The 23,752-nt window shown below is 64.0% G+C and carries 21 protein-coding genes; 7 read left to right on the top strand and 14 right to left on the bottom strand.

From position 1 onward, the window contains the following. Window positions 1-70: 70 nt before the first annotated feature. Entirely contained in the window at window positions 71-1,402 is a 1,332-nt protein-coding gene (locus tag CAPI_RS02030; protein ID WP_018017611.1) for a M20 metallopeptidase family protein, read from the top strand. Here CAPI_RS02030 and CAPI_RS02025 read toward each other — a convergent pair. The 3 genes from CAPI_RS02025 to prpD are packed head-to-tail and all read right to left on the bottom strand — an operon-like array spanning window position 1,399 to window position 5,004. Continuing rightward, on the bottom strand, window positions 1,399-2,553 hold the full coding sequence (locus tag CAPI_RS02025) for a bifunctional 2-methylcitrate synthase/citrate synthase (RefSeq protein WP_018017610.1): 1,155 nt from the start codon (window positions 2,551-2,553) through the stop codon (window positions 1,399-1,401). The genes CAPI_RS02030 and CAPI_RS02025 overlap by 4 nt on opposite strands. Before the next feature lie 16 nt (window positions 2,554-2,569). Next, window positions 2,570-3,493 carry a methylisocitrate lyase gene (gene prpB, locus CAPI_RS02020; RefSeq protein ID WP_018017609.1) on the bottom strand — a complete coding sequence of 308 codons (924 nt, stop codon included), beginning with the start codon at window positions 3,491-3,493 and terminating at the stop codon, window positions 2,570-2,572. After that, complete coding sequence (gene prpD / locus CAPI_RS02015) at window positions 3,493-5,004, bottom strand: 2-methylcitrate dehydratase PrpD (protein ID WP_018017608.1); 1,512 nt, start codon at window positions 5,002-5,004, stop codon at window positions 3,493-3,495. The genes prpB and prpD overlap by 1 nt, the downstream gene beginning before the upstream one ends. Window positions 5,005-5,170: 166 nt before the next feature. Between prpD and CAPI_RS02010 the strand changes: the two genes are divergently transcribed. After that, window positions 5,171-6,442 carry a helix-turn-helix domain-containing protein gene (locus CAPI_RS02010; protein ID WP_018017607.1) on the top strand — a complete coding sequence of 424 codons (1,272 nt, stop codon included), beginning with the start codon at window positions 5,171-5,173 and terminating at the stop codon, window positions 6,440-6,442. 237 nt (window positions 6,443-6,679) lie between these two features. Here CAPI_RS02010 and CAPI_RS02005 read toward each other — a convergent pair whose 3' ends face one another. The 6 genes from CAPI_RS02005 to upp form a co-directional block, all read right to left on the bottom strand. After that, complete coding sequence (locus CAPI_RS02005; RefSeq protein WP_156806850.1) at window positions 6,680-7,906, bottom strand: hypothetical protein; 1,227 nt, start codon at window positions 7,904-7,906, stop codon at window positions 6,680-6,682. A 588-nt stretch (window positions 7,907-8,494) separates the two neighbouring features. Next, the gene (locus CAPI_RS09615; protein WP_169331514.1) at window positions 8,495-9,106 is read right to left on the bottom strand and encodes a DUF3558 family protein; all 612 of its coding nucleotides are present in this window, start codon (window positions 9,104-9,106) and stop codon (window positions 8,495-8,497) included. A gap of 27 nt (window positions 9,107-9,133) precedes the next feature. Beyond that, complete coding sequence (locus CAPI_RS02000; protein ID WP_018017606.1) at window positions 9,134-10,540, bottom strand: NAD(P)H-quinone dehydrogenase; 1,407 nt, start codon at window positions 10,538-10,540, stop codon at window positions 9,134-9,136. A 61-nt stretch (window positions 10,541-10,601) separates the two neighbouring features. Further along, window positions 10,602-11,783 (bottom strand): amidohydrolase, encoded by a 1,182-nt coding sequence (locus tag CAPI_RS01995; RefSeq protein WP_018017605.1) that lies wholly within the window; start codon window positions 11,781-11,783, stop codon window positions 10,602-10,604. Between the two features lie 64 nt (window positions 11,784-11,847). After that, window positions 11,848-12,270 carry a helix-turn-helix domain-containing protein gene (locus CAPI_RS01990; RefSeq protein WP_018017604.1) on the bottom strand — a complete coding sequence of 141 codons (423 nt, stop codon included), beginning with the start codon at window positions 12,268-12,270 and terminating at the stop codon, window positions 11,848-11,850. 52 nt (window positions 12,271-12,322) lie between these two features. Next, window positions 12,323-12,967 carry a uracil phosphoribosyltransferase gene (gene upp, locus CAPI_RS01985; RefSeq protein WP_018017603.1) on the bottom strand — a complete coding sequence of 215 codons (645 nt, stop codon included), beginning with the start codon at window positions 12,965-12,967 and terminating at the stop codon, window positions 12,323-12,325. 70 nt (window positions 12,968-13,037) lie between these two features. Here upp and CAPI_RS01980 point away from each other — a divergent pair, with 70 nt between their 5' ends. From CAPI_RS01980 to CAPI_RS01970, 3 genes are read left to right on the top strand one after another with little or no spacing between them, the layout of a single operon-like run. Further along, a complete protein-coding gene (locus CAPI_RS01980) occupies window positions 13,038-13,343 on the top strand; it encodes a hypothetical protein (protein ID WP_018017602.1) in 306 nt (101 codons plus the stop codon). Window positions 13,344-13,402: 59 nt separating this feature from the next. Continuing rightward, the gene (locus CAPI_RS01975) at window positions 13,403-14,278 is read left to right on the top strand and encodes a C40 family peptidase (RefSeq protein ID WP_018017601.1); all 876 of its coding nucleotides are present in this window, start codon (window positions 13,403-13,405) and stop codon (window positions 14,276-14,278) included. A 24-nt stretch (window positions 14,279-14,302) separates the two neighbouring features. Continuing rightward, complete coding sequence (locus CAPI_RS01970; RefSeq protein WP_018017600.1) at window positions 14,303-15,538, top strand: SatS C-terminal domain-containing protein; 1,236 nt, start codon at window positions 14,303-14,305, stop codon at window positions 15,536-15,538. A 6-nt stretch (window positions 15,539-15,544) separates the two neighbouring features. Here CAPI_RS01970 and CAPI_RS01965 read toward each other — a convergent pair whose 3' ends face one another. Then, the gene (locus CAPI_RS01965) at window positions 15,545-16,243 is read right to left on the bottom strand and encodes a VIT1/CCC1 transporter family protein (protein WP_018017599.1); all 699 of its coding nucleotides are present in this window, start codon (window positions 16,241-16,243) and stop codon (window positions 15,545-15,547) included. Between the two features lie 132 nt (window positions 16,244-16,375). On the opposite strand from CAPI_RS01965, the gene CAPI_RS01960 reads away from it, so the two are divergent. Then, window positions 16,376-17,491: a D-alanyl-D-alanine carboxypeptidase family protein gene (locus CAPI_RS01960; protein WP_018017598.1), complete on the top strand. Its 1,116-nt coding sequence runs from the start codon at window positions 16,376-16,378 to the stop codon at window positions 17,489-17,491. Here the strand turns inward: CAPI_RS01960 and CAPI_RS01955 are convergent. Genes CAPI_RS01955 through CAPI_RS01940 form a run of 4 tightly spaced genes read right to left on the bottom strand, consistent with a single transcriptional unit; the run spans window position 17,451 to window position 21,302 of the window. Further along, a complete protein-coding gene (locus tag CAPI_RS01955; RefSeq protein ID WP_018017597.1) occupies window positions 17,451-18,548 on the bottom strand; it encodes a YhjD/YihY/BrkB family envelope integrity protein in 1,098 nt (365 codons plus the stop codon). The two genes, CAPI_RS01960 and CAPI_RS01955, sit on opposite strands and share 41 nt — an antisense overlap. A 56-nt stretch (window positions 18,549-18,604) precedes the next feature. After that, entirely contained in the window at window positions 18,605-19,624 is a 1,020-nt protein-coding gene (gene trpS / locus CAPI_RS01950; RefSeq protein WP_018017596.1) for a tryptophan--tRNA ligase, read from the bottom strand. Between the two features lie 11 nt (window positions 19,625-19,635). Beyond that, window positions 19,636-20,388, bottom strand: coding sequence for a trimeric intracellular cation channel family protein (locus CAPI_RS01945; protein ID WP_018017595.1), 753 nt, complete (start codon window positions 20,386-20,388; stop codon window positions 19,636-19,638). Beyond that, window positions 20,385-21,302, bottom strand: coding sequence for an exodeoxyribonuclease III (locus CAPI_RS01940; protein WP_018017594.1), 918 nt, complete (start codon window positions 21,300-21,302; stop codon window positions 20,385-20,387). Before CAPI_RS01940 ends, CAPI_RS01945 begins: the two co-directional genes overlap by 4 nt. Window positions 21,303-21,409: 107 nt before the next feature. Between CAPI_RS01940 and CAPI_RS01935 the strand changes: the two genes are divergently transcribed. Then, window positions 21,410-23,623 carry an NADP-dependent isocitrate dehydrogenase gene (locus CAPI_RS01935; protein ID WP_018017593.1) on the top strand — a complete coding sequence of 738 codons (2,214 nt, stop codon included), beginning with the start codon at window positions 21,410-21,412 and terminating at the stop codon, window positions 23,621-23,623. Window positions 23,624-23,752: the final 129 nt, after the last annotated feature.

Genomic DNA, 23,752 nt, shown 5'->3' with positions numbered 1-23,752 from the left:
GGGTAAAGTGGCTGGTGCTTGAACGTAAGCACAAATTCGCAAGTAAAACCAGCCCATACCAGGAGCACACATGGCGGAAAACACCCTTGATGCGCTGTATGAAAGGATCGACGAGGCCGCGTCCGATATTGCGGCCGACGTCGTCGAGTGGCGCCACCACATTCACCAGAACCCTGAACTGTCTAACCGGGAAGAAGACACTGAACGCTACATTCTCGAGCGCCTCGAAGAGTTCGGCATCGAAGATGTCGTGAGCGGGATTGCGGGCCACGGTGTCGTCGCCAAGATCTCTGGCGGCGATAGCGACGGTCGCACGATCCTGCTTCGCGCCGACACCGATGCCTTGCCGGTGAAAGAGAATTCCGGTGAGGAGTTCGCCTCCGAAAAAGTTGACAAGGACTACCCCGGTGGCCCTTTCCCCGTCGCACACGCCTGTGGGCACGACACCCACGTGGCTATGCTGCTGGGCGCCACAAAGATCCTCAATGACCTGCGCGATGAGATCAATGGCGACATTCTGATCGTCTTCCAGCCCGCTGAAGAAGGACCGCCCCCAGGAGAAGACGGTGGCGCCGACCAGATGGTGGCGGAGATGGAGGAACAGGGTCTTTTCGACCCAGCGCCGACGATGGCATTCGGAATCCACATCGGGCCGGGCCCGGTTGGGTCGATTAGCTACACCCGGGGTATTCAAAACGCGGCCTCCGAAACGGTGAAAATCACGGTGGTGGGCGAACAGGTCCACGGGTCTACCCCCTGGCAAGGCATTGACCCGATGCCCGCTGTGGGTGACATCCTGAGTGACATTGGTCAGATCTACCGGCAAATCGACGTCCAAGAACGCTTCTCCATCACACTCGGCCACATCGTGGATCAGGGTCGATTCAACATCGTGGGCAATCAGGTTGAGATCTGGGGTACCGTGCGCACCCTGTCCACCGCAGTGCTCGAAGACGTCAACGCACGCATTGAGCGCTACGTCACGAACATCGCCGCTGCCCACGGTTGCGAAGGCTCCGTCGAGTTTCTCGACGAAATCCCACCAGTAGTCAACGCCCCGGAGTGGATCGACGCGATTATTCCGACCTACGACCGCGTTGCCGGGGACAACCCCGTGGCCGAAATTCCCGCTGGAATGGGCTACGACGACGTCTCTGAGTTCATCTCCCGGTTCGGCGGTGTCTACGCGCTGCTTGGGGGTCAAGACGTGGTCCTTACCGAGGACGGTGGCATCGAAAAGTCCAATGAAGACAGCCGCGGCCTCGTACCAAACCACAGCCCGAAGTTCTACGTCAACGACGAGGCCCTCGAGTACGGCGTTCGCTTGCACGCCCACGTCGCCGTGGACCACCTCCTGGGTGACCTGAACGCCGAAGCGACGGGCACCGAAGAGGAAGCCTAGGCGTCCTTCGCGGGCACGTGCCGCTCGTCCGGGCCGTTGTAGGCGGCCAGCGGGCGGATGATCGTCGGGTTGTTGTACTGCTCCATGATGTGAGCAGTCCACCCGGTGATGCGGGCCATAACGAACAGCGGGGTGAAGAACTCGATGTCGAAACCGAGGATGTAGTAGGCAGGTCCGGCCGGGAAATCCAGGTTCGGCATGATGTGGATCGAGGTGTTGTCGTACATGGTCTTGGCCATGATGTCGTACATCTCGACCCACTTCGCGGCGTCGCGATCCGCGTGCTCGGAGGCGAGCTTCTTAAAGCAGGCTTCCATAGTGGGCACGCGCGAGTCACCCTTCTTGTACACGCGGTGACCGAATCCCATGACGAGCTCTTTGTTCTTGAGCTTGTTCAGAGTCCACTCTTCCGTCTTGGCAGGGTCCCCCACCTCCACGAAGTTGTGCATCACGAACTCGTTGGCGCCACCGTGAAGCGGGCCCTTCAGAGCACCGATAGCACCGGTCACCGCCGACCAGGTGTCGGAGTTCGTCGAGGTGATCACTCGGGCCGCGAACGTCGAGGCGTTGAAGGAGTGCTCGGCGTAGAGGATCATTGACTTTTCAAAGGCCTCAATATCCGAGGGGATCGTCGCTGGCGAGCCCTCCCCGTCGCCGAAGACCATCCACAGGAAGTTCTCTGCGTACCCGCGCTTCGGATCGGGTTCGATGTACCCCTCGCCGCGGCGGCGGCGGATGTCCAGTGCCACGATGGTGGGCAGCTTGGTCAGCAGCGTCAGGGCGATGTCTTGGATGTGCTCGGCGTTCGGGGTGAACTTGTACTCGTCGCGGGCGCCGAGGAAGGACACGGCAGTGCGCAGGACGTCCATCGGGTGGCAATCCTTCGGCATCGCCTCAATGACGTCGATGAGGCCCTGATCGAGGCCGCGGCGGGCGCGCGCTTTAACGTAGAACTCTTCCAGCTCCGCCTGGGTAGGCAGCTCGCCGTTCCACAGCAGCAGCGCAACTTCTTCGAAGGAGACGTTTTCGGCCAACTCGTGGACCGGGTATCCGCGGTACAGCAGCGAGTTGGTTTCGGGGTTGACCTTCGATACGGCGGTGTAATCGGCAACAACACCGTAGAGGCCCTTGCGTACTTCCTGCTCAGACATGGGATGGTCTCCTTATCTAGTTCTCGAACTTCTGGCTATACGTATCCGCGGAATAGGTGAACACCGACTGATCGAACTGGTTGTACTCGTCGTAGCGAACCAGTTCGTAGAGCCGCGAGCGGTGTTGCATCTCGTCGAGCCAGGGCTCCTGAGTGCCGGTTTGCGCGAGGTCGCGCAGCATCTTCTCGGTCTGGCCCATTGCGATGCGGAAGGTGGTGACGGGCCAGATCACCGCGTTGTACCCGAGCTCTTCGAGACGCCCGGCGGGGATGAGGTCGGTTTTGCCGAACTCCGTCATGTTGGCCAGCAGCGGAATGTCCACCGCCGCGCGGAACTTCTCAAAGTCCTCCTCCGAGTAGAGCGCCTCGGTGAAGATCAGATCCGCACCAGCGTCCGCGTAGGCCTTGGCCCGCTCGATCGCCTCATCGATTCCCTCGATCCCCGCCGCGTCGGTGCGGGCGCAGATGACGAAGGCGTCGTCGCTGCGCTCGCGCACGGCGGCGGTGATGCGACGGACCATGAGATCGCGCGGGACGACTTCCTTACCGTCGAGGTGCCCGCAACGCTTCGGGTTGACCTGGTCCTCGAGGTGGAGCGCGGCCACGCCGGCGGCCTCGAACTCGGACACCGTGCGCGCGGCGCTCATTGGCTCGCCGAACCCGGTGTCGGCGTCGACAAGCACCGGCAGGTTGGTCACGCGTGCGATCTGCCGCGATCGGTGGGCCACCTCGGTCAGGGTGGTCAGACCGATGTCCGGCAGACCGAGGTCGTTGGCAACCACTGCGCCCGAGACGTAGACACCGTCGAAACCACCGATGTCCTCGATGAGGCGAGCCACCAGCGGGGAGAACGCCCCGGGCAACGTGGTGATGGCCGGGGAGGTCAGTGATTCACGCAGCGCCACGCGCCGCTCGTGGGGAGTCTTTTCCGGGGCGAACATCAGAAGATCCCTTCCGGAGTCTCGGGCGCCTTCGCGGCAGCTTCTTCGGTGACGCGGACGTTGAGCTCGCGCAGGTCGCTGAGGTTGTCGAGGTCCTGGGCCGCGGCGAGGAATCGGTCCTGTTCCTCTGGGGAGACGATCCCCTCGGCGAGTGTGCGGAACTTGCGGATGTAATCCTCGCGGCCGAAGGGGCGCGCGCCGAGCGGGTGGGCATCGGCAACAGCGAGCTCGTCTTCTATGACGGAACCGTCGGAGAAGGTGACGACGGCCTTCGCACCGAACGCCTTCTCGTTCGGATCGGTCGAGTGGTACCGGCGGGTCCACTCCGGGTCCTCCACCGTGGAGATCTTGTGCCACAGCTCCACGGTCTCGGGACGGCCCGCGCGCTCCGGGGTGTAGGAGTTGACGTGGTGCCAGGTGCCGTCTTCCAGTGCGACAGCGAACATGTACATGATGGAGTGGTCGAGGGTCTCGCGGGACGCCTTCGGGTCCATCTTTTGCGGGTCGTTCGCCCCGGTGCCGATGACGTAGTGCGTGTGGTGCGAGGTGTGCAGCACGATCGACTCGATGTCGGCGGTGGATTTACCCGCGTCCGCGATCGTCTGCTTCATGCGGCGAGCGAGGTCGATGGGAGCCTGCGCCTGGTACTCCGCGGAGTGCTCCTTGGTGTAGGTGTCCAGGATGGCGCGCTTTTCCTCGCCGTCCGCGGGCAGCGGGACCAGGTAGGTGCGCTCCGGGGAGTGAAGCAGCCATGCAATAACGCCGTCTTCACCTTCCCAGATCGGGGCGGGCGCACCCTCACCACGCATAGAGCGGTCGACGGCTTCGATGGCCATCTTGCCGGCGAACGCCGGGGCGTACGCCTTCCAGGAGGAGATGAGACCCTTGCGGGACTGGCGGGTGGCCGTCGTGGTGTGCAGTGCCTGCCCCACCGCCTGGTAGATCGTCTCGACGTCGAGGTCGAGCATGGTTCCGATGCCCGCGGCGACCGAGGGGCCCAGGTGAGCGACGTGGTCAATCTTGAACTCGTGGAGGGAAATGCCCTTGACCAGGTTCACCTGGATTTCGTATCCGGTGGCGATGCCGCGGATCAGCGCGCGGCCGTCGAGACCCTTGTGCTGCGCGACCGCGAGGATCGGCGGAATGTTATCGCCCGGGTGGGAGTACTCGGCAGCGAGGAAGGTGTCGTGGAAGTCCAACTCACGCACGGCGGTGCCGTTGGCCAGTGCTACCCACTCGGCGGAGTAATTGCCGTCGACACCGAAGATCGGCGCCCCGCCCTGCTGCACGGGGTGTGCCTGGGCCATTACGCGGGCGGAGGTGACAGGGCGGCGGGCGAACGAGGCGACGGCCACCGACGCGTTGTCAATGATCCGGTTGATGATCATCTCCTTGGTCTCCTCCGGGACCTCGACGTCGTCTGCGGCGACCTTAGCCACCTTGTACGCGAGGTGCTCCTCAATGGGGAACTCTTCGGCGGAACGGCGGGTGCGTACTTCGTGAACGATCATGGGTGGGGCGCTCCTCACTTTCCTCTGATATTGACCTACCTCATACTATGACCCCCTGTGTGTCGTACCACCGGTTTGCAATTGCAACATTCTTTAGCGAAAACACCTCGTTCCTGCGTAAGTTGTAAACACACTGTTCACCGCGCCAACATGAAAGTGAGGGAGCATGGCGAAGCACTTCGCGGGGGGCAAGATCCGGACGCTCCGCCACGCCCGAAACCTCACTCAGGCCCAAATGGCTCGCTCGCTGGGAATCTCAACTAGCTACCTGAACCAGCTGGAAAACGACCAGCGCCCGCTGACCGTGTCTGTATTGGTGCAGCTGGCCGGGGCGTATGACCTCGATCCCACCTATTTTTCCGACGACGCCGAAAGGCGCACGGTCGGCGAGCTGGCCAGCCTGCTGCCGTCGATAAGCGAGCCCGTTCTTACCGACATTGCCGTACGCTTCCCCGCCGTCGCCGAGGCAATCTTGAGCGTCCCCGAGCTCCTCGCCGGCTCTGCCCTCAACCCTTACGTCGCGGTCCGCAACTTCTTTCAAAGCCACCGCAACTACTTCCACGAGCTGGACACCCACGCCGAGGACCTCGCGCGATCAGCGCGCGGGCGGCAGCGCCGCCTCACGCAGCTTGCCGCCACCTTCGACCAAACCCTCGGCTACACCGTTCGCTTCAACCAGGACACCGGCGGGTCGCGCTCCGCCGTCGACCCCGCGCTCCGCGAGATCCGCCTCCGCACCGGTTTAACCGAAGCGCAGCAGTGCTTCGAGCTCGCGTATCACTACTGCACCCTCACGCAGGCCTCGCTTATCGACGCCTACCTGCACCCGGCCTTCACCGACCCCGAGGCCCGCGCAATCGCCCACCACGGTCTAGCCCAGTACTTCGCTGCGGCCGTGACCATGCCCTACGCCGAAATCCTGGAGGCCGCCGAAACCAGCCGCTACGACATCGAGGTCATCTCCGCTCGCTTTGGTACCAGTTTCGAGTCCACCTGCCAGCGCCTCGGCACACTCCAGCGCCCCGGCGCCACCGCCGTGCCGTTCTTCTTCATCCGCACCGACCGCGCCGGAAACATCTCAAAGCGGCAGTCCACGACCTCGTTTCCTTTCGCGATCTCCGGCGGCACCTGCCCCCTGTGGGTGATTCACCGCGCCTTCGATAACCCGGGAAGCGTGATCAGGCAGGTCTCGACCATGCCCGACGACACAACGCACCTCTGGGTGGCTCGCATGGTCCAAGGCCCCACCGCTGGTTTCGGCACACCCCGCCGCGAAAACGCCGTGGCCTTGGGCTGCGACATCAGCCACGCGCACCGCCTTGTCTACGCAGACGGCCTCGATCTCAGTCTCGCTTCCGCCACCCCCATCGGGCCGGGTTGCGACACCTGCCCGCGCATGTCCTGCCCTCAGCGGGCGTTTCCTGCAGTGCGGGTGTGATGCTGTCAGGCGCGAAAAGTAGAGCAACGCACGTTTTCTCGCTCTAACCCGGCAAGAATCTACACGTTGCTCTACTTCGGCAGCGGTTGCTTGACAACAAAGTAGAGCAACGCACGTTTTCTCGCTCTAACCCGGCAAGAATCTACACGTTGCTCTACCTCGGCAGCGGTTGCCTGACAACAAAGTAGAGCAACGCACGTTTTCTCGCTCTAACCCGGCAAGAATCTACACGTTGCTCTACTTCGGCAGCGGTTGCCTGACGTTGTCGCCAATCACGGAGGGCATCAGCGCTGGGGCCCGACCCAGCAGGGCGCGAATGTTGCCATCGCGCTCCACGGCGGAGGTGACGGCCTTAACTTTCCGAGAGGTACGTTCCTTGTCACCCCGTACCCCAGGCATACCCCCGCCAGCGGGAACGACATGACCGCCTCTGGCACCAGCGGACGAGCCGGCATTCATTCCTGAACCCGAAGTGGCTCCGCCATCGACACCGCGGTTGACGTTCGCGCCACTGCCTCCGACGGGTGCACCCAGGGATCCTGCGGGAGCGCGACGCGCGCCCAAACCCGCGTCACCAAATGCACCGGGTGCACCCATGCCGTACTTACTCGCACGCCCTAGTGCGTTCCCATCCGGAGATGCTCCGGCGACACCGGCGGAATGAGGGCGGGTAAACCCGGGCATGTGAAGCCTGGGGACCATGTTCGCACCGGCCCCTGCTCCTGTGCTCGCACCGAGTCCGGGGATCGCGCCGAACCCGCCACCAGGCATGGTGCCAAGCGACGGCCCTGACCCAATATTCGGAGCTAAGGAGGGTGACAGAGTGGGAGATGCTAACGCCGCCGCGTGGGTAGGAGATGCCCCCGCGGAAAGCGCCTCGACCAGGTCTGGCGTGACCTCTCCTGCGCCGCTGGTGACAGCACCGACAATGTCCGTGGGGGTAGCGGCGCGCGCGAGGTCCCCAAATCCAGCTTTTTCGAACGCTGCGGCCACCACCGTAGGTAGCGTGGTCGCGGTGAAGCTCGGCACCTCTGGGGCACTGACTCCACCCGCCGGAATGGCGGTAACTGGCATCTCAGCCAGCGGTGGGAGGAGCTGATTGAATCCGGGGTTCGAGGGAGTCAAACTCGTTGTTAGGTGGGTCGCGAAAGGCGTGAGATAAGCCTGCTCGAACGCCAGTTTTTGCTCCATGGTGGGCAACGCCAACCATGTTCCGTGTGCGGCGGCGGTCAACGCTTGGTGCGCTTGCGCCGCGGTTCCCAGACTCGTCGTGTGACCCGCGAGCGCCGTAGCGTGGGCAGCATACGTCGCCCCAGCCCACTGAATACGGTGCACCCGTTCTATCGCCGCCTGCACCCACGACGTCACTGACGAGGGCGCGAGCAGGTCAACGACCTCATCAAGAGCAGCAACGGCGGTGGACAACTGCTCAGCCGTTGTTGACCATTGAGCGGACGCTGCCAACGCATGAGAAGGTATCGTCGCGGTGAACATGGCGTTAAGCGCAGGAAGAGAAAACTGGGGTCCCGCCACCGCCGCAGCGTTCGCAAACCGTCCCGTCGACGGATTTACCACCACCGGAGCAGACCCAGCAGACTCCACTGATGGGCTCGCACCCGAACCAATCCCAGCTAATGCTGCGGATAGTCCCTCATCCGCCGCAAGCGTTGCTTCACAACCCGCATCCAGTAAGGCCGCTGCGTCTAAGATATGCGTAGCGAACGCGCGAGTGGCATCCGGTTCATAATTCTGCGTGATAGCCCCGTGCATTCGGCCCGCAAAATCGAGGCCGGAAACGGGGGAAAAGGTCAACAGGTCACCTTTGCTGCCATGTAAGTACAACCGGGATATCCCGCTTGAGATATCTCTCAAGCGCCAGACTGCGTCCTTGACGGACGGCACCTCGACCCTCATTAGTGCGTTCAATGTTTCCCCCTCGACATCTTGATTGACTGCACCCCGCAGCAGACATTGCCACTTCAACAATAGAAACGGTTCTAATCAGTGTCGAGCGATCGGCGCACACTGAAGTGACACCGAGAGTTTAGTGCTCTAACGGTTTAGCAGAAATAGCGCTTCCAACATATGAACTGCCTCCGCGCAGAGGGTGTCAAGGGATTCGCTGGGCCGCAAAGTTCCAAACGATGAGGTCAAACTACCCCGGGGTGTCTCAACGGCCGCCGTACACATCGCGTCTTCCGAACGCCCATCCCCGTAGACAAACAACCCGGGAATTACAGAAGAATACCCGGAGAGAAGCGTCTTCTTAGAGGAAATTACCTCTCGGTTAGCCGCGTTACCTCCGAACCCGGCAATCACGTATGGGTCGGAGCCTTCTACAAAACAGCTGCTAACTCCCCGCTCAGATGATGTCACTCCTCGGCTTGGATCGACCGTAAACCCCGCCGCCGCAAATTCCTCAACAGAAATCTCCGCGCACGGATCAAACACGTTCCCGAGCACTGCGTACGGATCGAAAGGCCCGAGCACCAAGTCGCCGCTGCGGAAATGAAACGCTGTAGGCTCAGCGTCCGGCGGGGCCACGCTCCCTGTTGTCACAATGTTAGACGAAGCAGCCCCGGTAACCGTGGCGTCCCCACCGTCGTCCGTGCCACAACTCGCGAGCAACCCCACCGCACACAGCAGTAATCCAAACCGTTTCATTCGCACACCCCCCATGCGAACGGGATTCTAGTCCAGGTCTGTGGAGGTCACCAGGCGACGGGCGGCTTCAGTGATCGAGCCAGAGAGCGAAGGGTACACGGCCAGGGACTCGGCGAGCTGCGCGACCGTAAGGTTGTTCGTCACCGCGATCGTCAACGAGAGAATGAGCTCCGAGGCAGTCGGGGCGACGATGACGCCACCAAGAACCTGGCCGGACCCCTTACGGGCAAAGATCTTCACAAAACCGTGTTTGAGGGAGCGCATCTTCGCGCGTGGGTTCGTGGCCAAGTCCAGCTTGATCACGTCCGCGTCGACCTCGCCGTTAGCAATCTGCTTTTCGCTCACGCCGACGGCCGCGATCTCGGGACGCGTGAAGACGGCATTGCCAATCGTCTTCAGGCGCAGGGGCTCGACGCCCTCACCAAGCGAGTGGTGCATCGCGATGCGCCCCTGCATCGCGGCAACCGAAGCCAACGGCATGAGGTCGGAACAGTCACCCGCCGCGTAGATCCCGGGGACGTTCGTACGCGAGACCCTATCGACGTGAATGTGACCGGAAGGAGTGGTCGCCACACCGGCGCCTTCCAGGTTGAGTGTTGCGGTGTTCGGGATCGAACCGATCGACATCAGCGCGTGGCTGCCCGTGATTTCACGGCCATCCTTGGTCCGCACAACCACCCCCTCACCGGTGTTCACTACGGATTCAGCGTATGCATCCTTGACCAGAGACACGCCACGACCAGCGAGGACATCCTCGAGGACGTCTGCCGCGTCGGCGTCATCGTGGGGCAGGATCCTGCTGCCCGAGGACACCATCGTGACTTTGACGCCGAGCTCAGCGAATGCAGACACCATTTCCGCGCCCGTCACGCCGGAGCCGACGACAATGAGGTGCTCGGGCTGCTCGATGAGGTTGTACACCTGGCGCCAATTCAAGATGCGCTCGCCGTCCGGCTCGGCGCCGCGCAGCACACGAGGGCTCGCTCCGGTGCACACCAGCACCATATCGGCGTCGAGCCGCTCGAACTCCCCGTCGGGATATGTCACCTTCACGCTGTGCGTGGTGTGGCCCGTCTGCTCAGTGGAAAAGGCGCCGCGACCTTTGACAATTTTCACGCCCGCGCGCTCCAGCTGCAACCGGATGTCGCGGGATTGCTCCGAGGCCAGGGCCACGACACGGTTGTTCAGCGCCGTGAAAAGGAGTCGCGCCTCCCCCAGGCCGTGATTGAGGCCCATGTCATCTGCGCGGCGCAGGTCGGTCTTGATGTTGGCGGCGGCGATGAACCCTTTGGACGGGACAACGTCCAGATTGATGCCGGAGCCGCCAATAGCCTGATCCTCAACCAGGGTGATGTCTGCTCCGTACTTTGAGCCGACAAGTGCGGCCTCGTAACCCGCAGGGCCACCACCAATGATGACGATCTTCTTTGACACTAAATAACTCCTTCAAGCCTGTACCGCACCGAGCCTGCAAAAACCCCGTGCCAGTGTACAGCTAGGAATCGTCAGCAGCGACCGCGGTAAAATACCTTTCGACGAGCGCCCCGAAAAGCCGCACACCGACCCCGATTGAGCGCTCGTCAACGCAGAGGTCTCCCCGGTGGAGATCCTGTTTCTCTCCTTTGCCGGGCCACGCGCCGAGGCGCACCATCGAACCGGGCACCTGCTCGAGGTACCAGGAGAAATCTTCGCCTCCCGACGACTGCGGTGCCGCGACCACCGCATGCGGGTCGATCGAGCGGCCCGCCTCGACGATGAGAGCGGTCGCGACATCGTCGTTGAGAACGGGCGGCACGCCACGCTGGTAATGAAGGGTGAAGTCGCACCCCGTGGGCGCAATAATCTGCCCAATGAGCTCAGTGAGGAGGCCCTCTAGGGCCCGCCAGGTCGCGATGTCGGCGGTGCGGATGGTGCCGCGCACCATGCCGGACCGCGGGATCGCGTTGGCCGCATACCCGGACTGCACCTGCCCGAAAACGAGGACGGTACCGGTGCGGGGGTCCACCCGGCGCGATAACAAGGCCGGGAGCTGGGTGATCACGGAGCCAAGGGCGTAGACAACGTCGGCCGTGATGTGCGGACGGGAAGTGTGACCACCGGGGCCGGAAATGTCGAGGCGGAGCACGTCGGCGGCCGATGTGATGGCGCCGGTACGCACGCCGATGTGCCCCACACGCAGCGTCGGCTCGACGTGAAGAGCATAGATGGCAGCGACATTGTTCAGCCCTCCCCACTCGATCACGTCAACGGCGCCCGACCCCATCACTTCCTCGGCGGGCTGGAAGATGATGCGCACGCCGTAGGGCAGAGTCGTTTCCGAAAGCGCGCAGGCCAGGGCGAGCGCGACGGTCGTGTGGATGTCGTGACCGCAGGCGTGGGACACCCCGGGCGTCGTTGATGCGAAGTCGAGCCCCGTAAGCTCGGGCACCTTAAGCGCGTCGATGTCCGCCCGGAACGCAAGTCGGTCTCCCCCCTCGGGCCCGAGGTCAACGTAGAGACCGGTGCCAGGGAAAGGGACGGGGTTCAAACCGTGGGCGCTGAGGACGTCGGAAAGAAAGCGCGTCGTCGCGGTTTCTTCGTTCGACAGCTCGGGGTGGGAATGGATGTGGCGGCGCCAACCGATCACCGTGTCGTGGTGATTCTCCAGCCAGCGTGTCACGTCTGCGGCGATTCCCACGATAATCCTTCCCCGTATCGACAATCCTATGAGAAGGAGTCTAGCAACTAGACTAAGCGGTTCGTTACACCTCTCCCAGCGGGAGTTGGAAACACGGATCGCGCAGACTGCTGCCCGCCGCCAGGTAGGCCTCACCAAAACGAGCCGTATCCTCGGGGACCTCGGGCCACACCACGGCGACAACCGGCAAAGCCTGTGACTGGTCGGAACAGGGCTCCCCCACTGGCTGACCAACTCCCGGCAGCAGGACCGCGGGCGGAACCCGCAGGGCGTAGGCCAGCCGGTACAGCGTGGACAGCGTCGGGTCCGCGCTTCGTCTGCTGTTGTAATGGTTGCGCTCCATGTTCGAAATGAGGCTGCGCGACACCCCCGACAGCTCCGCTAACCGCAACTGTGTCAGGCCACGCATGCAGCGCAACATGCGCAACCTCGTGGCCAGCGCAAATCCGTAGCTCGCCCAGTACGAGTGCGGCAACACGTCCGCCATGCTTGTTCCCCCCTCACGCGACCCCCCGGTCGCGTCATCCCCGATGAGGGTACTACAGATCAATGTTGCGCGGACCGTACAAGCGGTCACCGGCATCCCCAAGCCCAGGCACGATGTACGCGTCCGCATTCAACCCGGGATCGACGGCCGCCGTGACCAGCCTGAGAGTCAGACCGGGGTACTCGAGGGCCTCCAGCTTGTCGACGCCCACCTGCGCCGACACCACGCACACGCAGGTGATGTTATCTGCCCCGCGGCCCACTAACAGCTCAATCGCGTGCAGGAGGGAGCCACCGGTGGCCAGCATCGGATCGACCAAGAATACGGGCTGGCCGGAGAGATCGTCCGGCAGCGCCTCCAAGTAAGGAACAGGCTCGTGGGTGGTCTCGTTGCGCGCGAGCCCGATGAACCCGACCTGCGCGTCGGGGATCATGGACAGGGCCGGGTCAATCATCCCCAGCCCGGCGCGGATGACCGGCACGATGATGGGCGGGGTGCGCAGCCTGTGGCCCTCCGCCACCGCGACAGGCGTGAGGCAGTCGAAAGTCTCAACAGCGAGGTCGCGCGCCGCCTCGTATACAAGCATGGCTGCAAGGTCGGCGAGGGCCGCGCGGAACACCGAGTTGTCGCTGCGGACGTCACGCATGATCGTGAGACGGGAGGCGGCAAGAGGGTGGTTCACGACGGTTGTCTGCATACCCACCCATGCTAGTGACAACTTCGCCGCCCAATGGAACCGAAACGTGGACGCGACAGTCCAATAGGACATGACCGTTGCACAGTCCACGCCCGCAGTTTTTCAGATCGACCCCGATACGGTAGAACGCCTCGTGGCGTCGTTGCGCGCCGATGCCGACTCGCTCGCGCCGCTGAGCGCGGTCACACCGGTTACGGCGGGCCCGACCGCGGCGTTTACCTCCTCGCTTGCAACGGCAATTGCATGCGTGAATGAACGAACGGCGGAGTTGAGCCGGGAAGCGAGGCGCCTTGCCGACGTGATGGAGCTGACAGTGAGCGCGGCCCAGCAGCAGGACTCGCAGCTGAGCAAGAATCTGGGAGTGATGTCCGCGTGATCACCCCAGAGGCAGCCGCATCCGCACTCCTACAGCGGGTGCCGGGACTGATAGAGCCAGTGGTCGCGGGCGCGCCGTTCCCACTTTTCAATGCCGTTGCAGGCCTCGCGCACATCGTCAGCGCGGACCCCGCCCGCATGCAGGACGCAGTCGCAGCGTTGTACTCGGATCAATCTGCCGTGGAAACAGCCGCGCGCGAGGGCGCGGCGCTTATTGCCGCGGCGGGCGATGACCTGACGCGGCTGACCCTTTCCTTCTACGCCGAGGCCTCGACACTCGTGCCCCTTGTGCTCAACCCCTTGTCCGGCGGCCCTGCCGCGGCACGACTCGCGCACCTCACCGTGTCGGCGTTTACTCGCGCCGAATCCCGCCTTGCGCAGCTGGAACGCGACCTCGAACCGCACGTCGCACTCCTCAGCAAAACGGTAAGTGATGCGGCGGCCCGCCCACCCCTGAACCCGAGCGACACCGCGGTGAGGGCCACCCGCGAGTTGGAAAGGTACTCCGCACCGGAGAGCGACGAACCAGTTCCCGCCGTGTTCGAGGCGGCGTCCCTGCCCGTTCCGGCGGGGGGTGGCAACCAGGAGAACAGCGAGGTCGGGCGCGCCGCCGTCGAGGCCGCGAAGACCCAGCTCGGGGCACCGTACGCGTGGGGAGGCACCGGACCAGAAGGATTCGACTGCTCTGGGTTAACGTCGTGGGCGTACCGCCAGGCCGGTGTTGAGCTGCCTCGGATGGCCCACGAACAGGCGATCGGCCAGCAGGTGACCTACGACCAACTCCAACCCGGTGACCTCGCGGTGTGGGACGGGCACGTGGCGATGTACGCCGGGGACGGCATGTATATCGAAGCGGGTGATCCCGTTCAACTCAACCCAGTGCGAACCGAGAACATTGGAATGGGGTTCAGGGGATTCTGGCGGCCTACGGCGTAGCGTCGTTTAGTAAAGTTGCCCTCCATGAGCACGCGCGCGATCCTCCCCATCAAGTTGTCTCTCACCGAGGGCGACGTCTACACACTGTGGGCACCGACGTGGAAAGAAAACGGCACCGAGTGGCAGGCATTCTTGGGTGACGACGAATCCGTCCTTGCTTTCGCCTCCCCGGCGCACCTGTTGAGCTACCTCGAGCAACAGCCCCAGCACGACCTGACCGACCACCCCTCGTGGGGCCACTTCCAGATGCAGGGGGCGGACCGGGTCGTTCCCCGGGAGCGCGACGCCTACGACATCGTCGGGGCCCCGTCCTACCTCGCGGGCCGTCCGAGCCACGAGAATGTATCCCGCCTGGCGCGTGTCTTCCAGGTCTCAAAGTCGCTGGCCGACGTGGGCACCGCCGAGCAGGCGCAGATCTTCTTCGCGTCCCACTCCATCCTCGACAGCGTCGCCCGCGGTGCCGAGCACTACGCGGGGGACAACGGAATGAACGAGTGGAGCGGCGTGGGCCGAGTCGTGCTGGCGAATTGGGCGGACGTGGTGCGCTCCCTGGACGGGGTTGTGAGGGACGGCGGGGCGGCGTTAAGCGAAGCTTCCGTGGCCGACGCCGAGAGCCGCATCGCCGCCGCCGAGCAAAAGCGGGAACAGGAGCGCGCGCAGAAGGAAGAGGAGGAAAAGGCCGCGGCGGCAGCACGCGACCCCTACGACGAGTCGGTGTGGGCGACCGCCGGCATCGATCCGGTGAAGGTGTCCATCCAGGGCAAGACCGTCTACACGCTGCGCACGTACCTCGGTTCCTCCCCCGTTTTTCTGGGCAAGTACGGCGAGATCTTCACCTTCCCCTCAGCCAAGCACCTGGGCCGCTGGATCGTGGGGAACGAAGACCATGACCTCGCCGGGGTCTCCACCTGGGGCGAGATCATGAACGCGGCAAACGCCGGCGAGCTCGACGTGACGGTGCACCCAGACAACGCGTACTCCTTCAGCGGACTCGCCGAGGACATCGCCGAAGGCCCCGAGGCGGTGGACACGGCGCAGATGTCCAAGGCCTACGAGCTTCTCGCCGACGCCGCCGACTGGGCCGCGGATGATTCGCTGAATTCTTTCCTCCTGGCCAACCCGCGGATGCAGGACTATCTGGCCTATATGATGGGCGCGACGGAATCGGCGGGCTACGTGCCCTCGCCCCCGTTCAGCGATAAGTCCGAGGCGTGGGTCGAATTGGAAAATCAACTAATCAAGCGCTTCTCCAAGTTCTGATCCGGGCTACCCCACGGTGGCGCCGAACACCCACCCCGCCCCGAAGGTCACGGCAAGCCCGATCGCCCCACCCAGCACGAGGCGCAGCACCGCCCGGCCGGGTGAGGCACCGCCAATCCGTGCCGACACGTGACCGGTGAGCGCCAGAGCAGCGAGGGTAACGACGAAAGTCAGTGGCACGCGCCACTGCGCTGGGGGACTGAGCACCGCGGCCAGAGGCACCAAAGCGCCAACGAAGAAGCTCAGGAACGACGCCGCCGCGGCCGTCCACGGGCTCACGATGTCGTCCTGGTCGATTCCGTAGTGCATCTTCAGGTGTGCCCTAAGCGGATTGGTGGCGGTCATCTCCCGCGCAACGCGCAGGGCGGTCGGCCGGCTCAACCCGTCTCGCATGTAGCCGCGCACGAGGTGATCGAACTCGCCGTTCGGGTCGTCTTGGTGCAGCTGGCGCTCCTTCGCGATGTACGCCCGCTCCATATCCCGCTGCGAGGACACCGAGACGTACTCCCCCAGCGCCATGGACACCGCCCCTCCGACCAGCGAGGCAAGTCCGGAAGCCGCGATCGCACGCGCGTCGGAAGTTGCGCCGGCTACTCCGACGACGACCGCTGCTGTCGAAACAATCCCGTCGTTGGCGCCAAGAACCGCCGCACGCAGCTTGTTCAGCCGCTCGTTGAGGCCCGTGTTGGGGGTGACCGCGTTCATGGACCTTTATCTACCCTCCCCGGCACCGCCCCGCAAGCATGGAAAGCCTAAGGTACCGCTGCTCAGAAGCCCTTTTTCTTTTCGACGCCCACCGCCCCAGTCCTCCCGCTTACCCCAGTAGACTGTGTCGCGATGAACCCCGCCCCCTTTCTCGCCGCCGCCCTGGTCCTCTCCGCCACGCGGACGGCCGCGCCGGACACCGCAACCTGCCCGCAGGCAACGTGGCCACCCGGGCCCGTCACGACTTCGGAGGCGGCCGCCCCCGCCCCGCAGCCCCTCCCGGTGACCTACCACGGGTCGTGCGGGGTGTCAGCTCCGGCCGGTTTCGTCGTAGACGAGTCCGTGTTGGCGTCGGCGTGGCTGGTCGCTGACCTGGACACCGGTGACATCATCGCCGAAAAGGACCCGCACGGCCGCTACCGTCCCGCCTCCATTGTGAAGGTCCTCCTCGCGCTCGTGACCATCCGCGAGCTGCCCCTGGACCAGGTCGTTGTCGTGACGCAGGAGTCTGCAGACCAAGAAGGTTCCGCCGTCGGTGTGGTCGCCGGCGGAACCTACACCGTCAACGACCTGTTGCACGGCCTGCTCATGGCAAGCGGTAACGACGCGGCCCACGCCCTGGCGCAGCAGCTGGGAGGCGACGATGAGACGCTGCGCAAAGTCAACGATCTGGCGCACGCTCTCGGCATGGCCGACACCCGCGCTGTGAGTTACACGGGTCTCGACGCCGCCGGAATGTCCACCTCCGCCTACGACATGGGCTTGGCCTACCGGGCCGCCTTCGCAGACCCGACCTTCGCCGGAATCGTGGCCACCGACTTCTACCCCTTTCCCGGCCAAAACGGCGAACCCGGGTTCGAGGTGTGGAACGACAACGCGCTGTATTTGAACGACCCCGACGGGATCGGCGGTAAAACGGGGTACACCGACGATGCCAACCACACGTTCGTGGGAGCGGTGAATCACGCGGGGCGCCGGCTCGTCGCGGTGGTGCTGGACACAACCGTCGATAAGGCGAGGCCGTGGCAGCAGGCCCAAAGTCTGCTGCACGAGTCGTACCGGTTCACGCAGCCCGTGGGCACTCTCGGCGCTGGTGATTCGGCGAGAGAAGCAACCGCTGCCGAGCCCGCAAGCGAACCCAGCGCGAAGGAACCCCCCGCCATCATCGCGCTCGCCCTCGTGGCGGTCGCCGTGGCGCTGTGGGGAGCTAGTCGCGCGCTAGCAGCGAGAGCACGCCGGCGCCGATAAGGCCCGCCACAGCCCCGATCCCTAGGGCTCGGCCGTTGTCCGAGTGGGCGCGCCGGGCTTGTGCGGCAACGCCCGCGCGGACGTTGATGACGGCCGGTTCGGGAACATCGGCCGGGGCTGCCTTGAGCGACTCCGTGGTCGTCGCGGTCCAGGCCGACACATAGAGGACAACACGCCAGACGAGGTACAACACGACCATCAGCGTGATGATCGGGCCGAAGAGCGCACCAGCCGGGTTGTTCGACGCGGAGCTGATGATGACAGTGGCGAACTGCTTAATCAGCTCGAACGCGACCGCACCCAACAACGCGCCCTTGATGCCGGACATCAGCGGAACCTTCGTGCGCGGCATGAAGATGATCAGCCATGCCATGACCAAGAAGTTGGCAAGCAATCCCGCCACTAGGCCGACCAACCACACCAGGAAGCGGGCCCCCGGCACACCGTCGAGGCGCAGGTAGGCCAACAGGTCGGAGGTCCAATGGGAGGTGCCGATTGCGGTGACGGCGAAGGCGAGCAGGAGGAGGATGATGAGCCCGATCAAGCCGAGAAGATCCCACACCTTCTTCTTGATGAAGCTGCCGCCCTCATTGGCGTCGATGTTCCACATCTCCGAAATCCCGACGCGCAGGTTGTTCATCCACCCGAGCCCCGACCACAACGTGGTCAGCAAACCGATTCCGGCGACGGTCCCGCGCTGTTCAATGGCCGAATCAACGAGCTCTGACACGGTATCTCCCAGGTCGCCGCCGAGCGAGCTGTGGATTTGGTCCTGTACCTGCGTAAGCAGATCCGGCCGGGAGACGAGGAAGAACCCGAGTCCAGAGAAAATGAGCATGGTCAGCGGGAAGAGCGCAAGCACCGAGAAGTAGGTAATTCCCGCCGAGAGCTGGTTGCCACCCTGGGAGGAAAAACGGTCATTCATCCGCATCAGGTGCGCAAGGATCGGCGACTTCTTCGTGACTTTTCCCACCGCCCCCTCGTCCTGCTGCTTGTTTGCGCGCTCAATGCCCTGCTCATCTATATAGTCTTTGCGCGGCGACGTGGAGATAGCCATCGGCCTTCCTTACTCAGTCGTGGGACAAGAGGGACGCGCAGAACGCGCCAGCTATTTCATCGTAGAGGAACCCGGGCGGGCAGGAAGCCCACCCGATCGTAGACCTTCGCCAGCAGCGGCTCGGAGACCTCGCGGGCGCGCGCCGCTCCTTCTACGAGAACCGACTCCAGCTGGGCCCTGTCGGACATGAGTTCGTCGTAGCGGGCACGCAACGGCGTGGTAAAGGCCTCTAACGCGTCGGCCGTGTCGACCTTCAACGCGCCATAACCCTTGCCCTCGTAACCGGCGACGAGCGCGTCGATAGTCGTGCCCGTCAGCGCCGACTGGATGGCCAGCAGGTTGGACACACCAGGTTTCGCCTCCCGATCGAAGGCAATGACCCCGTCCGCATCGGTGACGGCGGATTTTATGCGCTTGGCGGAGGTCGCGGGCGCGTCGAGAAGATTGATGAGGCCCTTTGGATTGGCCCCCGATTTGCTCATCTTCGAGGTCGGGTCCTGCAGGTCATAGATCTTCGCCGAACCGTCGGGGATGAAGCCTTCGGGCACGACAAACGTCTCGCCGAAACGGGAGTTGAACCGCTCCGCAAGCGTGCGGGTCAGTTCGAGGTGCTGGCGCTGGTCCTCACCCACGGGAACGAGGTGCGGGGAATAGAGCAGAATGTCTGCCGCCATGAGCATGGGGTAGGTAAACAGCCCGACCGTGGCCCGGTCTTGCCCCTGCTTAGCCGACTTGTCTTTGAACTGGGTCATACGCGACGCCTCGCCGAACCCGGTGATGCACTGCAACACCCACGTCAGCTCGGCGTGGGCCGGTACATGGGACTGGACGAACAGCGTCGACTTCACCGGGTCGATGCCCAGGGCGATGAGCTGGGCGCAGCCCTTGATTGTGCGTTCACGCAGCTCGGCCGGGTCTTGCTCCACCGTGATGGCGTGCAGGTCGGGGATGAAGTAGAACGCGTCGTACTCGTCTTGCAAGGCGATCCACTGCTTCAGCGCCCCCAGATAATTCCCTAGGTGGTAGGAATCTGCCGTGGGCTGGATGCCGGAGAGGACACGCTGCTTCTCAGTCATGGCTACCGATTCTAAACGTCGCCCGCGCCGCGGCCCCCGCGGATCCGGCGCAGCCCGCGGTATGCCCAGCGCGCCCCCGGAATCTTCCGCCCCTGCGTGTAGAGAACCTCGCGCGGGTTGCGCGCCTTGACCTGCTCCTCGTCGTACTCGTAGACGGGCAGGTCCCAGCCGCGTTTGAGCGAAATCAGGCGCGTACTGAGGACGACACTCAGGGTGGCCAGCACGTTGATCCAATCGGGCGCGCCCAGCAACATGAGGCCCCACCACACGCACGTGCCGATCACCGCCGTCGAGGCATACATCTCGTGGCGGAACACCAGCGGGACGCGGTCGGACAGGACGTCGCGCATTACCCCGCCGGACACACCCGTGGTCACCGCCGCGACGCAGGAGATAACAAAGCCGTGGCCGTGGCCCAGCGCGACCTGAATGCCCAGCACAACGAAGGTGGCCAGGCCCACGGCGTCGGCGACGAGGAAGAAGCGACGCAGCTGGTACATCAGCCAGCTAATCCGCACCGTTACGACCGAGGCGATGATCACCACCAGTAGGTAGCGAGGGTGGGCGACCCACGTCAACGGGTAGACGCCGAGCAGGAGGTCGCGGACGGTCCCGCCGCCCAGCGCCGTGATCGCGCCGAGCGTCACCACCCCGAATAAGTCCATACGCATCCGTCCCGCCGACACGGCGGCGGTCATCGCCTCGGCCGTGATGCCAACCAGGTAGAGGGACGTGAGCAGACCCGATACATCGAGCGCCGTCATGAGCTGTACGCTACCAGCAGTGGCGAGTGGTCGGACCAGCGTTCTTCCACGGTCGCGGCTTTCTCTACCCAGCTGCGCTGCGCGCGACCCAGCATGTCAGCGGTGGCGGCTTGGTAGTCGATGCGCCAGCCGGCGTCGTTGTTGAATGCCTGCCCGCGGAAGGTCCACCACGTAAACGGCGCCCCCTCCGGGTCGAGCCTCCGGGCGACGTCAAACCAGCGGGGCTCGGCATTCACTTCTCGACGCCCCTCGGACACGTACTCCACCGCCCCCGCCCAGCTGTAGAGCCCTTTCGCATCCGCGTCCTGCGCCTCCTCGTCGGGGTAGGCGCCGAAGAGCGCGTCCATGAACGCTCGCTCGTCCGGCAAGAAACCTGACTTGGTTCGGTTCGTGCGCCAGTTTTTCAGGTCCTCGCGTCGATGGCAGATGTTCCAGTCCCCGCCCACGACCATGTGTTGGTGCTCGCCAGCCCACTGTTCGAGGAGCGGTTCAAGACTGTCGAGGAAGCGGTACTTCTCGTCCTGTTTTGCAGTGCCGGCTGAACCCGAGGGCAGGTAGAGGGAGGCCACGCGGGTGCCGTCGATAAGTGTGGCAGCGATAAAACGGCCCGCGTCACGGAAGCCGTCGATCCCAACCTCGACCTCGGCGAAAGGCTCGCGGCTGAGGATGCCCACCCCGGCCCGACCCTTCGCACCCGGCGCTTCGGCGGGTGCCACGGCGAGGTGCCACCCCTGCTCGAGGGCCGGCGCGAGCGCTGCGGCGGCTTGTTCCGCAGTGGCGCGCACCTCTTGTATAAGAACGACGTCGGCGACCGTGCCAGCGAGCCATCCGAGCATGCCTGGGTTGACCTCGCTGCGCACTTTCGTAGCCGCGCGAATCCCGTTGACGTTCACGGACGCGATGGTGAGAGTCATGGCAGACACCATACATTCCGCCCTCGACACCATTAATGACCGTATTAGTCAAACATAGGTATTCTGTATAACCGGACTGTCTCAAGGAACTTAGAGGAGCAAAAATAGTGGGCACGATTATGTGGACGCACACCGACGAAGCACCGTTGCTGGCAACGTACTCGTTGCTGCCGGTCATCAAGGCTTTCACCTCGAGCGCCGGTGTTGACGTCGAAACGCGTGACATCTCTGTGGCCGGACGCATCCTCGCCCTCTTCCCTGAGCGAGTAGACGACGACCTGGCGCGCGACGCTCTCGCCGAGCTAGGCCAGCTGGCGCGCGAGCCGGAAGCGAACATCGTCAAGCTCCCGAACATCTCCGCCTCGCTGGTCCAGCTGAAGAAGGCCATCGCCGAGCTCCAAGCCAAGGGCTTCGATATCCCGAGCTACCCGGACCACCCCGCCACCGCCGAGGATCGCGCGGTTTTGGCCAAGTACGCCACCGTCACCGGTTCCGCCGTCAACCCCGTACTTCGTGAGGGCAACTCTGACCGCCGCGCCCCCGAGGCCGTGAAGAACTACACGCGCATGCACCCGCACACCATGGGCGAGTGGTCGAGCGACTCCAAGACCAACGTGACGACCATGACCGACAACGACTTCCGCCACAACGAGAAGTCCGTCATCATGCCCACCGAAGACACCCTCACCATCACGCTGACCGGCCATGACGGAACCGAAACGGTGCTGCGCTCCGACCTTAAGGTCCTCGAGGGCGAGGTCATCGACGGCACCTTCATGTCCGCCAAGGCCCTCGACGCATTTCTTCTCGACGCCATCTCGCGCGCCAAAGAAGAAGGAGTCCTCTTCTCCGCCCACCTCAAGGCCACGATGATGAAGGTCTCGGACCCCATCATCTTCGGCCACGTCGTCCGCGCCTACTTCAAGGACGTCTACGACAAGTACGGAGCCACGCTGCTCACTGCCGGCCTCAATGGCGAGAACGGCCTCGGCGCCATCCTCGACGGTCTCACCGAGCTCGACAACGGCGAGGAGATCCGCGCCGCGATCAACGACGCCCTCGTCGACGGCCCCGAGCTGGCCATGGTCAACTCCTCGCGCGGCATCACCAACCTCCACGTCCCCTCCGACGTCATCGTCGACGCGTCCATGCCGGCAATGATCCGCACCTCCGGCCACATGTGGAATGCCGACAACCAGGAACAAGACACCCTGGCTACCATCCCCGACTCCTCCTACGCCGGCATCTACCAGGTCGTCATCGACGACTGTCGGGCGAACGGAGCCTTCGACCCCGCCACGATGGGCACCGTCCCGAACGTCGGTCTCATGGCGCAGAAGGCGGAAGAGTACGGCTCCCACGACAAGACCTTCAAGATTCTTTACGACGGCACCGTCACCGTCACCAACTCCGCCGGCGAGGTGCTCATCTCCCACGACGTCGAAGCAGGTGACATCTGGCGCGCCTGCCAGACCAAGGACACCCCGATCCGCGACTGGGTCAAGCTCGCCGTCGACCGCTCCCGCAAGTCCGGCATGAAGGCCATCTTCTGGCTCGACGACAAGCGTGCGCACGACCGTAACCTGATCGGCCTCGTCGAGAAGTACCTGCAGGATCACGACACCGAGGGATTAGACATCTCCATCGCCTCCCCCGTCGAGGCGACGAAGACGACCGTGGAGCGGCTGCGCCGCGGCGAGGACACTATCTCCGTCACCGGGAACGTCCTCCGCGACTACAACACCGACCTGTTCCCGATCCTCGAGCTCGGGACCTCCGCCAAGATGCTCTCCATCGTGCCACTCATGGCCGGCGGCGGCCTCTTCGAAACAGGCGCCGGCGGATCCGCCCCGAAGCACGTCCAGCAGCTGCAGGAGGAAAACCACCTGCGCTGGGATTCCCTGGGCGAATTCCTCGCCCTCGCCGAGTCCCTTCGCCTCGAAGCGGACTACGGCAACGCCCGCGCTGACGTCCTGGCCAGCGCCCTCGATCGCGCCACCGAGACGCTTCTGGTCGAGGGTAAGTCCCCGTCCCGCAATGTCGGCGAGATCGACAACCGCGGCTCCCACTTCTACCTGGCCCTCTTCTGGGCTGAAGAGCTCGCCGCCCAGACTGATGACGCCGACCTGGCTGCAACCTTCGGCCCCGTCGCCGCCCAACTTCGGGACAATGCCGACACAATCGCCTCCGAGCTCCTCGCCGTTCAGGGTTCGCCTGCCGACCTTGGCGGCTACTATTTCCCCGACGACGCGAAGACCACTGTCGTCATGCGCCCGTCGAAGACCTTCAACCGCATCATCGATGAGCTGTCTCACGTCTAGCTGCTAGGGCGCTGGTTCGATAGTTCCAGGCGAAGGGGTGGCCGCGAGTAGCGGTCATCCCGCGGGAATCCAGTTGGTCGGCAAGAGCGCCACCTGCTAGGAGGGTAGGAGGGTTGATGTGGCGCTTAG

It is taken from the genome of Corynebacterium capitovis DSM 44611, from assembly GCF_030440535.1.
GTDB lineage: Bacteria > Actinomycetota > Actinomycetes > Mycobacteriales > Mycobacteriaceae > Corynebacterium > Corynebacterium capitovis.
The sequence above is the reverse complement of the archived record's forward strand: the minus strand, read 5'-3'. Positions and strand labels throughout refer to the sequence as shown.